Below are 12,603 nucleotides of genomic sequence, written 5' to 3'. Positions count from 1 at the left end.
ACCGGTCTGTGCTACGCCTCGGCCGTCTGCCGCACGTGCCCCCGCACCCACTCCACGATCGACGTGGTCGTCGCCCCCGGGGTGAAGATCTCCGCGACGCCCTTCTCCTTCAGCGGCGGAATGTCCTCGTCGGGAACGATGCCGCCCCCGAAGACCACGATGTCCTCGGCGTCGCGCTCCTTGAGCAGGTCGATGACCGCGGCGAAGAGGGTGTTGTGGGCGCCGGAGAGGATAGACAGGCCGATCGCGTCGGCGTCCTCCTGGATGGCGGTGTCGACGATCTGCTCCGGCGTCTGGTGGAGGCCCGTGTAGATGACCTCCATACCGGCGTCGCGCAGGGCGCGCGCGATCACCTTGGCTCCGCGATCGTGGCCGTCGAGGCCCGGCTTGGCCACCACCACGCGAATCGGACCGGCTGCCACACCCATCAGTTCCTCCATCAACCGACTACGGAAGCGACCGCTTCCGTTGTAACGACAAGTACCGCACATCTCACGCGTTCCGTCACTCGCCGTGAAAGTGAACGAACGTTATCTACAGCATCTCGCAAGCGGCAGTTTTGCGGTGCCCAGCGAGGGGGAAATCACATAGGTGGGACATGAAGGCACACGGGGGAGCGAGGCCTCCCCCTGGTGCCGACAGGAGGTCGGCCATGAAGGTCTCCGGAGTAGTACCACTCTTCCTCCCGCTCTGCCGCCGTCTCTGGCCCGGCAGACTGACCGGATTGTCCATGGCCCTGCTCAAAGCGACCGCTCTGGAGGCCGCGATCCTCGCCGGCCACCTCGTGCTGTATCCGACCGGCCTCGTCCAGGAACGGCGCTGCGCCGTGGCCGCCATGCAGGACGGCGCCACGCGGTTGCCGGTCCGATCCGCCCCGCCGGTCGTTCTGCTGCACGGGTTCATCGACAACCGCTCGGTCTTCGTGCTGCTGCGCCGCGCCCTGACCCAGAACGGTGGGCGCAGGGTGGAGTCACTCAACTACTCACCGCTCACCTGTGACATCCGCGCCGCGGCCGAACTGCTCGGTCGGCATGTCGAGGAGATCTGCGAGCGCACGTGCAGCGACCGGGTCGACATCGTGGGGCACAGCCTCGGCGGCCTGATCGCGCGGTATTACGTACAGTGCCTGGGCGGTGACCGGCGGGTGGGAACGCTGGTGACCCTGGGGACGCCGCACGCGGGTACGCGCGTCGCACCGCTGGCCGACGCCCATCCGATCGTGCGCCAGATGCGGCCCGGCTCGGTGGTGATCGAGGAGCTGGCACGGCCCGCGCCCGGCTGCCGCACGCGCTTCGTCAGCTTCTGGAGCGACCTGGACCCCATCATGGACCCGCTGGAGGCTGCCTGCCTCGACCACCCTGACCTCGACGCACGCAACGTCCGGGTGACCGGGATCGGGCATCTCACGCTGCCCGTGCACCCCACCGTCGCGACCCTCGTGCGCGAGGCCCTGGACGCCGCGCACCACGCGGCCGAGCGGCTCACCGGCGGGCTGACGGTGGCCTGACGGCGGTCCGGCGGCGCCTCCCGAAAAGCTCCACGGAAGCGGCGCACTGGTGAAGAAAGGGTGACCGACCGTCACCCCTCACCGAACATCAATCGAACACAAAGCCAAGCTCCGGTCCGTGCTCCCCCGAAACACGGCCGAATGCCCGTTTCCGTCCAACGCGGAACCAGCCGAAGATTGTCGCGCCCAGGTACCGGCGGGTACAGTCACCGCACTGCTCTGGCAGCCCCTGTTGTCGAGGCGAGAGAGAAGTTGGTGAACGACCGTCACCCGTCGGGGACCATCTACGGCGACCTCACCACGTACGGTGGCTACGACGCCACTGGTTTTGCCACCGGTTCCAGAACCACCACAGCCTTCGACACGGATCCGCTCTTCGGCAGCCTCCCGGGCGACGGGCACTCCACCGGCGCCTACGACGCCTCGCAGTGGCAGACCGACACCGGCCGGACCCTGATCCACGACCCGTACGCGGCCCACCACCACGCGGCCTACGACTCCGGCGTCCACGACAGCACCGCATGGACGATCCCGGCGCAGGCCACGGGGAACGACATCAGCGGGCAGTGGGACGCGAGCGCCTGGCTGCAGCCCGACGCCACCCAGCAGTGGCAGTGGGACACCCAGACCTTCGACACCGGCGCGTACGACGCGACCCAGTGGAACGCCGGCGGCCAGGCCGAGGCGGTTCACCACGAGCAGCCCGCCGAACCGTTCGACCAGCAGGCCACCACCACGTTCGAGCAGGTCACCACCGCGTTCGAGCAGGCGCCGCACGAAGACGCGGCGTACGAGGACACGGCGTACGAGGACACGGCGTACGAGGACGACCCTGCCGAAGACGGCGAGTCGGCCTCGACCGGTGAGATGCCCGCCGTGACCGGTCTGCTGGACGAGCAGGAGGAGGTCAGCCCGGCTCCGGCGAGCCGCGCGGGCTCCCGGGGCGCGGCGCGGTCCCGCCGCCGTACGCCCGCCAAGCGATCCGCGCTTCTGACCGTCGCCGTCCCCTCGGTCTGTGTCATGGGGGTCGCCGGGATCGCCGCCGCGTCCGTCGGCGGCCTGACCGACGACGGCAAGGACACCACCGCCTCCGCCTCGGACGCGCACGCGGTGCGGCCGTCGGTCGCCAACAGCAAGCTGGACACCCAGCTCAAGAGCCTCTCCGCCGGGGCCGACGACTTCGCGGACCGGGCGAGCCGTACGCAGGAGCGCATCGACCTCAAGACCCAGCAGGAGCTGGAGAGGAAGAAGGCAGCCGCGGAGGCCGCGCTCAAGGAGCGACTGCGCCCCAAGTTCGCGCTGCCGGTCCTGCAGCACGGGCTCAGCGCCTACTTCGGCCAGGCCGGCGTGAACTGGATGTCGGTACACACGGGCATCGACTTCCCCGTGTCGTACGGCACCACGGTGATGTCCGCGACCGACGGCGTCGTCTCCACGAAATGGAACAGCGCCTACGGCAACATGATGATCGTGACGGCGAAGGACGGCACGCAGACCTGGTACTGCCACCTGTCCAGCTACCGCGTCGCCCCCGGTACGAGCGTCAAGGCCGGCGACCCGATCGCCTTCTCGGGCAATTCAGGCAACTCCACCGGCCCGCACCTGCACTTCGAGGTACGCCCGGCGGGCGGGGCGGCCATAGACCCACTGCCGTGGCTGCGCAGCCACGGGCTGGACCCGACCTGAACCCGCTGAGACGTGAGCCCCGCCGGAACGGCGGGGCTCACGTCGTCTACAGCTTCTCCACCGGCGCGTACCGCAGCACCAGCCGCTTCGGCTTGCCGTCCCCGAAGTCGATCGTCGCCTGGGCGTTGTCACCCGCGCCGGTCACCGCGACAACCGTGCCGAGTCCGAACTGGTCGTGTGTGACCCGGTCGCCGACAGCCAGGGACACCACCGGCTTGTCGGTGGCCCGCCGCGTGGCGAACCCGGACGCGCCCGCGGCCGACGAGCGGGAGCGGGACGAGGAGAGCGAGGCCGCGATCCCGGAAACAGGCCCGGAGGACACCGGCGCGGCGGCTCCCGTCCGCTTCCACTCCATATGGGCGGCCGGGATCTCCTCCAGGAAGCGGGAGGGCGGGTTGTACGAGGGCTGACCCCAGGCGCTGCGCAGGGCCGAGCGGGTCAGATACAGCCGCTCCCGCGCGCGCGTGATGCCGACGTACGCCAGGCGCCGCTCCTCCTCCAGCTCCTTGGTCTGGCCGAGGGCGCGCATGTGCGGGAAGACGCCGTCCTCCATGCCGGTCAGGAACACGACCGGGAACTCGAGGCCCTTGGCGGTGTGCAGGGTCATCAGGGTGATGACGCCGTCGCCGTCCTCCTCGTCGGGGATCTGGTCGGAGTCGGCGACCAGGGCGACCTGCTCCAGGAAGTCTGCCAGTGTGGCCTGCTCGCCCTCCGCGCGCTCCTGCTCGAACTCCAGGGCCACGGCCGCGAGTTCCTGGAGGTTTTCGATGCGCGTCTCGTCCTGCGGGTCGGTGGAGGCCTGCAACTCGGCCAGGTAGCCGGTGCGTTCGAGCACCGCCTCCAGGACGGTCGCCGGGCCCGCGCCGGACTCCACGATCGTGCGCAGGTCCTCCATCAGCGTGTTGAACCGCCTGACCGCGTTGGTGGAGCGCGCCGCCATGCCGTACGCCTCGTCCACCCGCTTCAGCGCCTGCGGGAAGCTGATCCTCTCGCGCTGGGCGAGGGCGTCGACCATCGCCTCGGCGCGCTCGCCGATGCCCCGCTTGGGGACGTTGAGGATGCGGCGCAGCGGCACCGAGTCCTCGGGGTTGGCGAGGACGCGCAGGTAGGCCAGGACGTCCCGGACCTCCTTGCGCTCGTAGAAGCGGACGCCACCGACGACCTTGTAGGGCAGGCCGACGCGGATGAAGACCTCTTCGAAGACACGGGACTGGGCGTTGGTGCGGTAGAAGACGGCGACGTCGCCCACGCGCGCCTCGCCCGCGTCCGTGAGGCGGTCTATCTCGTCGGCGACGAACTGGGCCTCGTCGTGCTCGGTGTCGGCGACGTAGCCGGTGATCTGCGCGCCCTGGCCGGCGTTGGTCCACAGGTTCTTCGGGCGCCGGGACTCGTTGCGCTCGATGACGGCGTTGGCGGCGGACAGGATGGTCTGCGTGGAGCGGTAGTTCTGCTCCAGCAGGATGGTCGTCGCGTTCGGGTAGTCCTCCTCGAACTGGAGGATGTTGCGGATGGTCGCGCCACGGAAGGCGTAGATCGACTGGTCCGCGTCACCGACCACGCACAGTTCGGCGGGCGGGAGGTCGTACGCGCCGGGCGGTGCGTCGACGGGATGCTCGTCGACGGGGTGCTCGGACGTCCCGACGAGTTCGCGTACGAGGGCGTACTGGGCGTGGTTGGTGTCCTGGTACTCGTCCACCAGGACGTGCCGGAAGCGGCGGCGGTAGTGCTCGGCGACGTCCGGGAAGGCGCGCAGCAGGTTGACCGTCGTCATGATCAGGTCGTCGAAGTCGAGCGCGTTCGCCTCACGCAGCCGCGACTGGTACAGCGCATAGGCCTGGGCGAGGGTCTTCTCGAAGCCGTCGGCGGCCTGCGCGGCGAAGTCCTCCTCGTCGATCAGCTCGTTCTTCAGGTTGCTGATCTTGGCGCTGAAGGACTTGGGCGGGAAGCGCTTGGGGTCCAGGTCCAGGTCGCGGCAGACCAGGGCCATCAGGCGCTTGCTGTCGGCGGCGTCGTAGATCGAGAAAGAGGACGTGAAACCGAGCTTCTTGCTCTCCCGGCGCAGGATGCGCACACACGCGCTGTGGAAGGTCATGACCCACATCGCGTTCGCGCGTGGGCCGACGAGCTGCTCGACGCGCTCCTTCATCTCGCCCGCGGCCTTGTTGGTGAAGGTGATCGCGAGGATCTGACCCGGGTGCACGTTCCGCTCGGCGAGCAGGTGGGCGATGCGGTGGGTGAGCACGCGCGTCTTGCCGGAGCCGGCGCCGGCGACGATGAGCAGCGGGGAGCCGGCGTGCACGACCGCGGCACGCTGGTTCTCGTTCAGCCCCTGGAGCAGGGTCGCCGTGTCGATCGCGGGGCGTGGGGCGCCGTCGCGGTAGTAGGCGTCCCGGTCCGGCGGCACGTCGAACTTCCCGCCGAACAGATCGTCCGGAAGCGACTCCGGAAGGTGATCGTCCTCGGGCGGCGGCGGGGGCTCCTCCTCGTGCCCGCGAGGGGGCTGGAGGTCCGCCAGGAAGCTGTCGTCAAAGAGGCTGCTCATCGCTCTCCGAGTCTAGGGCGCCGGACCGACAACCGTCCGCCGCCCCGTAAACCCGGCCTGCCCTCACCCGACCCGGACCGCCATCACTCGCCCTGGACCGCCCGCCATCCGCCCGGACCGCCCGCCACCCCATCCGGACCGCGCCTCAGCCGACCCGGACCGCCCCCTCACGCGGGCCTGGCCGCCGCTCACACGAACCCGTCCACCGCTCACACGGACCCGTCCGCCGCTCACGCAACGGAGGCACCCGATGACCCAGCCGAACATCCGCCCCCAGGTCACGAAAATGTATCGGACATACCTGACACCAACCTTCACAGGGGTCCCAGGAGTTGGCTAGCGTGCGTGCGGGCCGAACGACCCCTTCCGGCGAACCTCGCCGGACCGCGCGGCCTCCGCCGAGTCCGGCGCGCCCTGGTGGCGTCCGGAGCCGGGGACCCACCGACCTTGGGGTGAATCGGCCGACTCCCACCGGGACCACCTCCCGCCGGGACGAGACCGTAGGGCAACCCTTCCGACGCACCGCCCGAACCCGACAGCTAACCCGGTAGGCGGCATATGGAAGGAGTCGCCTCCCTTGGCGTCGCACCGTAAGCCGCGTCCCGTCGGGCCCCGTACCGCAGGCCTCCGCGCCCCCGTCCTCGCCACCGCCGCGCTCACCTCCATGGCCGTCTTCTCCCAGACGGCCGACGCCGCGCCCGCGGCCGACAAGGGGAAGCCGACCCTGGAGGAGGTGGAGAAGAAGGTCGACGATCTCTACCGGCAGGCGGAGTCGGCGACCGAGAAGTACAACGCCGCCAAGGAACGTGCCGGCAAGGAGCGCGGGCGCGTCGAATCCCTCCGGGACGACGTCGCGCGCCGCACGGAACGGCTCAACAAGGCGCGTGAGGAACTGGGCTCCATCGCCGCCGCCCAGTACCGGACGGGCACCACCGTGCCGGACACGGCCACCTTTCTGCTCGCGGACAGTCCGCAGGACTACTTCGACCAGAGCCAGCTGATGCACCGGCTGACCTCGCGCCAGAAGAGCGCGGTCGACGACTACGTCACCGAGCAGTCGGCGACCATGAAGAAGCGGCGGGAGGCCGCGGCGAGCCTCCAGGCGCTCACCAGGACGCAGAACGACCTGAAGACCGCCAAGACCACCGTTCAGAAGAAGCTCGCCGGCGCACGCAAGCTGCTGTCCGATCTGACCGCCGAGGAGAAGGCACGGCTGGCGGCGATCGAGAAGCAGAAGCAGGAGGAGGCGGCACGCAAGGCGGCCGAGCTGGCCAAGCAGCAGGCGGCCCGGCAGGACACCTCCCCGTCTTCGTCCCCGTCCCCCTCCCCGTCTTCCTCGTCGTCGTCCGGCTCCTCGGGCACGTCCGGTTCTTCCGGGGGCTCCGGCACCTCCGACTCGTACGACACCAAGGCCGCCGAGGCGATCGCCTTCGCCCGCGCGCAGATCGGCAAGCCGTACGTGTGGGGCGCCACGGGGCCCGACTCCTACGACTGCTCCGGCCTCACGCAGGCCTCCTGGAAAGCCGCCGGCGTCAGCCTCCCGCGCACGACCTGGGACCAGGTCAAGGTGGGCACCACGGTCTCCCTCGCGGACGCCCGCCCCGGCGACCTGATCTTCTTCTACGACGACATCAGCCACGTCGGCCTCTACATAGGCAACGGCATGATGATCCACGCGCCCAAACCCGGCGCGTACGTCCGTGAGGAGTCGGTCTACTACGGGGGCGCGTCGATCATCCACAGCGTGGTGCGGCCGGCGTAGGGCCGTCGGGCTTTTCCAGCAGCGACGACATGTCCTGAATGCCCCATGGCTCCTACAGGTCCTACAAGTTCAGTTTTGCCTCGCTGCGCGCCCGGTCAGCGCGGCGTTCGCCCGCTGCCGGTGCCGCGGTGATGGCGACCGGGATCGTCTCGGTGGGCTGCGCCTGAGGGCGACGAGGGGCTGTCCAGGTCTTCCTGGCGCTGGCCTGCGTCGCCTGGCTGGCGCTGGGCGCGGAGTTCGCTCGCCGTACGGCCGGCGGGGCAGCGCGAGCGACGGGTGGCCGAGGCGGGCACCCCGGACGCACTGACCGCCGTGGCCGCGACGGCGGTACTGGGCGCCCGCCTCTCCGCGCTCGGCCGACAGCCCCTCGCCGAGGCGCTGCCGGCGCTGGCGGGCGCTGCTCTGGCCCGTGCTCCTCCTTCTCGCCGTACGACGCTGGAAGCGGCGCATGCCGGGATCGGTGTTCCTGTGTTGCGTGGCCACACAGGGTCTTGCCGTGCTGGGGGCCACGCCGGCCGCGGCCGAGTCGACGGCGTGGCTCGCGCACACCGCACTGGTGCTGTTCTTCGCGGGCCTGGCGCTCTACGGCTTCGCCCTGGGACGTTTCGAGCCGCGGCAGTGCTGAACGGGGCCGGGGACCACTGGGTGGCGGGCGGGGCGCTCGCCACCTCGGCGCCGGCCGGGGCGAAACTGCGCTTCGCCGGGAGTGCCCGGTTGGCCTGTGGAACGACGACGACCGGGGGACGCTGCGCAGGGTGACGGTCGCCCTGCTCGTGCTGGATCTGGCCTGGTGCCTCGTGCTGCTGGCGGCCGAGGTGGTCCGGCCGCGCGGGGGCTACGGCGTGCGGCGGTGGTCGACCGTGTTCCCGGTGGGAATGACAGCGGCGGCGACGTTGTCCGTCGCCGCCGTGGTGGACGTTCCGTGGCTGAAGGGGCCGGGGCGGGGGTTGGTAGGGGTGGCGGTCGCGGCCTGGCTCGCGGTCGCCGCCGGCGCGGCGCTCACGGCTCGCGCCGCTGTCAGGTCAGGGCGCTGAGGTCAGGTCCACAGGACCGCGATGAAGATGTTGGCCATGGTCAGCAGGCCGACCAGCCCGAAGATGCCCTTGTCCACCTTCTCCTCGTTGCGCTTCACGTAGATCAGCCCGAGGATCACGACCAGCAGAGCGAGCTTCAAGCCGATCTTGGCGTTGTTGACGGGATCGTCGTCGGCGCGGTGGAGGCTGACCAGGACAATGCCGGTGCCCAGCATCGTCAGCGCGCCGTGCAGCATTCCGGGCACGAACCGCAGCGTGCCCTGGCCTATGGACTTGATCTGGATGATGAATCCGCCCAGCAGCGCGGCGATGGCGATGACGTGGATGCCGACGAAGAGATGGATGAGTACGTCCATGGATCCGGAGCCTAATCAGGGCACACACCTCCTGTCACCGCCGCCCCAAGACCATCGCTTGAGTCACCAAGTGAGCGGAGATCGGCGGGTATCGGCAAGATGTCAACGAGACATCCCCTGAGCGTCTTTCGGGCATCCGCCGGGCACCTGTGATCCCGCAACGGTCAGGCGCGGTCACATCCCGGCTCATCGAAGCCAGTTCCGCATACTGCGTTACCAACCCGTCACCATCCGGCCTAGCGTCCTGCCCACCGCCGAGAAAGGTCCGGGCGGCCCGCTTCCCCTGTGCGGGCCGTCACCGGAAGCGCCGATCGCTCCTCGGCCGCACAAGTCGCACGAAAGGACGTGACGGTTCCAGGTGGCAGCGCACCGCAAGCCCCGTCAGCGCTCGCTCAGTGGCAGTACGGCCCGCACGGCCGCGACTCTCGCCATGGCGGGCGCGGCCACCGCGACGGGCTTCGACGGAACGGGACACGCCGCACCGCAACTGACCCCCGGGCAGGTGAAGGCCCGGGTGGACACGTTGTACGAGGAGGCGGAGGCCGCCACCGAGAAATACGACGGCGCCAAGGAGAAGGCGGACACGGCCCAGCGGCGGCTGAACGCGCTGCGCGACGAGACCGCCCGCAAACAGCAGAGGCTCAACACGGCCCGCGGCAGACTCGGTTCGCTCGCGGCGGCCCAGTACCGGGAGGGCGGCATCGACCCCGCCTGGCAGCTGGCGCTGTCCAGCGACCCGGACCGGTATCTGGACGGGGCCGTGTTCGCGGAGCGGGCCGGCCACCGGCAGGCCGCCGCCGTCTCCCGGGTACGTGCGCAGCTCCGGGAGATCGAGCAGCTGCGCGGCGCAGCGAGGATCGAGCTGAAGTCGCTCCGCTCCCGGCAGACGGAACTGAAACGCCACAAGAAGACCATCACCGGCAAGCTGGACGAGGCCCGGCGGCTGCTGGCGCTGCTCACCCCGCGTGAGCGTGCGCAGATCACCGGCGGCGACGCCACCACCGGGCACGCCTCACGGCCGGCCCCGGGCGCCCGGCAGGCGCCGGTACGGGCGGGGTCCGTCGCGGCCCCCGGCTCGCGTGCGGCGGCGGCCGTCGCGTACGCCTACGCCAAGCTCGGCAGCCCCTACGTGTGGGGCGCGACCGGACCGAACGCCTTCGACTGCTCGGGCCTGGTCCAGGCCGCGTACCGCTCCGCCGGCGTCTCGCTGCCGCGCACCACGTACGCACAGATCAACGCCGGCCGACGCGTCTCCCGCTCTCAACTCCAACCCGGCGACCTGGTGTTCTTCTACTCCGGCGTCAGCCACGTCGGCATCTATGTGGGCGGCGGCCAGATGATCCACGCCCCGAACCCGTCGGCCCCGGTCCGGCTGGCCCCGATCGACCTGATGCCGTTCGCGGGGGCGACGCGGGTGGCGTGAAGCCTTGGCCCTTCAAGGGTCGGGCCGTTCGGTCGGGCCGTTCAGCCGGGCCGTTCGGACCGGTCGTTCGGACCGGTCGTTCGGACCGGTCGTTCGGACCGGTCGTTCGGACCGGTCGTTCGGACCGGTCGTTCGGACCGGTCGTTCGGACCGGTCGTTCGGACCGGTCGTTTCAATCGGGTTGGTTCAGTCGGGTCGTTGTCGGGTCGTCTCAGTCGGACCGTTCGGTCGGCCGGGCAGGTCGGGCCGGGTCAGACCAGCCGGCGCGCTGTCGCCCAGCGGGTCAGTTCGTGGCGGTTGGACAGCTGCAGCTTGCGGAGGACCGCCGAGACATGGGACTCGACGGTCTTCACCGAGATGAACAGCTGCTTGGCGATCTCCTTGTAGGCATAGCCCCGGGCGATCAGGCGCAGCACCTCGCGTTCGCGCTGGGTGAGCCGGTCCAGGTCCTCGTCGACCGGCGGGGCGTCGGTGGAGGCGAAGGCGTCCAGGACGAAGCCGGCGAGCCGCGGGGAGAAGACGGCATCGCCCTCCTGGACGCGGAAGATGGAGTCGATCAGGTCGGCGCCGGTGATGGTCTTGGTGACGTAGCCGCGGGCACCGCCGCGGATCACGCCGATCACGTCCTCCGCGGCGTCCGACACGGACAGCGCGAGGAAGCGCACGGGCCGCTCGGTGTCCGCCATCAGCGCCACGCACCGGCGCAGCACCTCGACCCCGCCGCCGCCCGGCAGATGGACGTCGAGGAGGACCACCTCGGGCCGCGTGGCGGTGATGACCGTGACCGCCTGGTCCACGTCACCGGCCTCGCCGACCACCTCGACGCCGGTCTCGGCGGTCCGGCCGATCTCGGCCTGGACCCCGGCGCGGAACATGCGGTGGTCGTCCACGAGCACCACCTGCACGTGCCGGCCGGCCGTCTCCCCCGCCGCGCCGTTCGTGCCGTTCGCCTCGGTCGCCTCACTCATGATGTCTTCTCCGCCCTCTCCATCTCCAGCTCGACCTCCGTGCCGCCGCCCGGCACCGACCGCAGCCGTGCCGTGCCGCCGTTGCGCTCCATACGGCCGATGATCGATTCTCTGACACCCATACGGTCGGCGGGTATCGAGTCGAGGTCGAAGCCCGGCCCGCGGTCGCGCACGGACACGAAGACCGTCTTGCCCTCGACCTCGGCGTAGACCTGTACGGCACCGCCCTCGCCACCGTACTTGGCGGCGTTCACCATCGCCTCGCGCGCGGCCTGCATCTGCGCGCCGGTCCTCTCGTCCAACGGGCAGTCGCCGACCACGACGACCTCGATCGGCACACCGTGCTTGTCCTCGACCTCGGCGGCGTTGCGCCTGACCGCCTCGGCGACCGTGTCCGGCTCGTCGGCCTCGTCCTTGCCGGTGCCCTCGGGCTTGTACAGCCAGGTGCGCAGGTCGCGCTCCTGGGCTCGGGCCAGGCGGCGGACCTCGTTCGCGTTGTCGGCGTTGCGCTGGATCAGGGTGAGGGTGTGCAGCACCGAGTCGTGAACGTGCGCGGCGACCTCGGCGCGCTCCTGGGCGCGGATGCGCATCAGGCGTTCCTCGGACAGGTCCTGCGTCATGCGGACGAGATAGGGGCCGGCGAGGAGCGTGATGCCGACGAGGACGGCGAGCGCGGCCTGGAGGACCGCGCCGAAGTGGGCGGCCGACCCCTGCAGCCAGACGATGGCGCAGACGCCCGCCGTGACGAGCAGCACGCCTACGCCCGCGCGCAGCAGCGTGAGCGTGCGGCGTCTGCGGCCGACCTCGACCCAGCGGGCCCGGCGGGCGTTGTCCGCCTGACGCCAGACCAGGGCGACACCGGCCGCGACAAGGACGGCGGGCAGCAGGTACACCTTGGCGGCGCCACCCAGGTTGACGCTGCTCACGAAGACCACGGACACGATGACCATGAGGAGCAGCGCGACGAGCTGTCCCTTGTCCGGCTTGCGGGCCACGAGCTTCCGGCGGCCGTCCGGCGCGGTCTCGGTGCCGACCAGCGAGTGCTTCTCGGCGCCGACACCGCCCACGCCCAGGGGTACGAAGAACCAGAACGCCGCGTACAGCAGCGCGCCGAAGCCGTGGGCCATGAACATGCCGACGAAGGCGAGCCGTACCCAGATCACGGGCAGCCCGAGATGCCCGGCGAGGCCCCGCGCCACTCCCCCCAACCAGCGTCCGTCGCTGCTGCGGTAGAGCTTGCGCGGTGGCCGCGGGTCGTCGAGTGGCAGTGCTGCGGCTTCCGGCATGCCATCGATGGTCACATGGCCGACGACGCCGGGCATCAG

Annotated in this window: 11 protein-coding genes and 1 riboswitch; of the genes, 6 read left to right on the top strand and 5 right to left on the bottom strand. The window is 70.5% G+C overall.

Annotated features, from left to right (window positions below):
* Positions 1-11 precede the first annotated feature (11 nt).
* Positions 12-428, bottom strand: a complete 417-nt coding sequence (locus tag K7G59_RS20000; protein ID WP_225836090.1) for a cobalamin B12-binding domain-containing protein — start codon at positions 426-428, stop codon at positions 12-14.
* Between the two features lie 224 nt (positions 429-652).
* Here K7G59_RS20000 and K7G59_RS19995 point away from each other — a divergent pair, with 224 nt between their 5' ends.
* Together K7G59_RS19995 and K7G59_RS19990 are read left to right on the top strand one after the other, a co-directional pair.
* Entirely contained in the window at positions 653-1,507 is an 855-nt protein-coding gene (locus K7G59_RS19995) for a triacylglycerol lipase (protein ID WP_225836089.1), read from the top strand.
* A 255-nt stretch (positions 1,508-1,762) separates the two neighbouring features.
* The gene (locus tag K7G59_RS19990; RefSeq protein WP_374114251.1) at positions 1,763-3,193 is read left to right on the top strand and encodes a peptidoglycan DD-metalloendopeptidase family protein; all 1,431 of its coding nucleotides are present in this window, start codon (positions 1,763-1,765) and stop codon (positions 3,191-3,193) included.
* A 46-nt stretch (positions 3,194-3,239) separates the two neighbouring features.
* Here K7G59_RS19990 and pcrA read toward each other — a convergent pair whose 3' ends face one another.
* Positions 3,240-5,735, bottom strand: a complete 2,496-nt coding sequence (gene pcrA, locus K7G59_RS19985) for a DNA helicase PcrA (protein ID WP_225836087.1) — start codon at positions 5,733-5,735, stop codon at positions 3,240-3,242.
* A 386-nt stretch (positions 5,736-6,121) separates the two neighbouring features.
* Positions 6,122-6,305, top strand: a riboswitch (cyclic di-AMP (ydaO/yuaA leader).
* A gap of 7 nt (positions 6,306-6,312) precedes the next feature.
* Between pcrA and K7G59_RS19980 the strand changes: the two genes are divergently transcribed.
* From K7G59_RS19980 to K7G59_RS35075, 3 genes are all read left to right on the top strand, one after another.
* The gene (locus tag K7G59_RS19980; protein ID WP_225836086.1) at positions 6,313-7,497 is read left to right on the top strand and encodes a C40 family peptidase; all 1,185 of its coding nucleotides are present in this window, start codon (positions 6,313-6,315) and stop codon (positions 7,495-7,497) included.
* 409 nt (positions 7,498-7,906) lie between these two features.
* Entirely contained in the window at positions 7,907-8,122 is a 216-nt protein-coding gene (locus K7G59_RS35080) for a hypothetical protein (RefSeq protein WP_308295062.1), read from the top strand.
* 130 nt (positions 8,123-8,252) lie between these two features.
* Positions 8,253-8,531, top strand: a complete 279-nt coding sequence (locus K7G59_RS35075; RefSeq protein ID WP_308295061.1) for a hypothetical protein — start codon at positions 8,253-8,255, stop codon at positions 8,529-8,531.
* Positions 8,532-8,533: 2 nt separating this feature from the next.
* Here K7G59_RS35075 and K7G59_RS19970 read toward each other — a convergent pair whose 3' ends face one another.
* Positions 8,534-8,887, bottom strand: coding sequence for a hypothetical protein (locus K7G59_RS19970; protein ID WP_225836085.1), 354 nt, complete (start codon positions 8,885-8,887; stop codon positions 8,534-8,536).
* A 358-nt stretch (positions 8,888-9,245) separates the two neighbouring features.
* On the opposite strand from K7G59_RS19970, the gene K7G59_RS19965 reads away from it, so the two are divergent.
* Entirely contained in the window at positions 9,246-10,310 is a 1,065-nt protein-coding gene (locus K7G59_RS19965) for a C40 family peptidase (RefSeq protein WP_225836084.1), read from the top strand.
* 251 nt (positions 10,311-10,561) lie between these two features.
* Here the strand turns inward: K7G59_RS19965 and K7G59_RS19960 are convergent, their stop codons facing one another.
* A complete protein-coding gene (locus tag K7G59_RS19960) occupies positions 10,562-11,278 on the bottom strand; it encodes a response regulator transcription factor (RefSeq protein ID WP_225836083.1) in 717 nt (238 codons plus the stop codon).
* Positions 11,275-12,564 (bottom strand): ATP-binding protein, encoded by a 1,290-nt coding sequence (locus K7G59_RS19955; protein ID WP_225836082.1) that lies wholly within the window; start codon positions 12,562-12,564, stop codon positions 11,275-11,277. Before K7G59_RS19955 ends, K7G59_RS19960 begins: the two co-directional genes overlap by 4 nt.
* Positions 12,565-12,603: the final 39 nt, after the last annotated feature.

This window comes from Streptomyces sp. NK08204, from assembly GCF_020400585.1.
Classification (GTDB): Bacteria; Actinomycetota; Actinomycetes; order Streptomycetales; family Streptomycetaceae; genus Streptomyces.
Note: the sequence above shows the minus strand (reverse complement) of the source record. Positions and strands in the feature narration are given on the sequence as shown.

Bases quoted from the DNA above. Each gene is read 5' to 3' on its own strand.
- K7G59_RS20000 (WP_225836090.1), bottom strand. From the start codon at position 428: ATGGGTGTGGCAGCCGGTCCGATTCGCGTGGTGGTGGCCAAGCCGGGC.
- K7G59_RS19995 (WP_225836089.1), top strand. From the start codon at position 653: ATGAAGGTCTCCGGAGTAGTACCACTCTTCCTCCCGCTCTGCCGCCGT.
- pcrA (WP_225836087.1), bottom strand. From the start codon at position 5,735: ATGAGCAGCCTCTTTGACGACAGCTTCCTGGCGGACCTCCAGCCCCCT.
- K7G59_RS19970 (WP_225836085.1), bottom strand. From the start codon at position 8,887: ATGGACGTACTCATCCATCTCTTCGTCGGCATCCACGTCATCGCCATC.
- K7G59_RS19960 (WP_225836083.1), bottom strand. From the start codon at position 11,278: ATGAGTGAGGCGACCGAGGCGAACGGCACGAACGGCGCGGCGGGGGAG.
- K7G59_RS19955 (WP_225836082.1), bottom strand. From the start codon at position 12,564: ATGCCGGAAGCCGCAGCACTGCCACTCGACGACCCGCGGCCACCGCGC.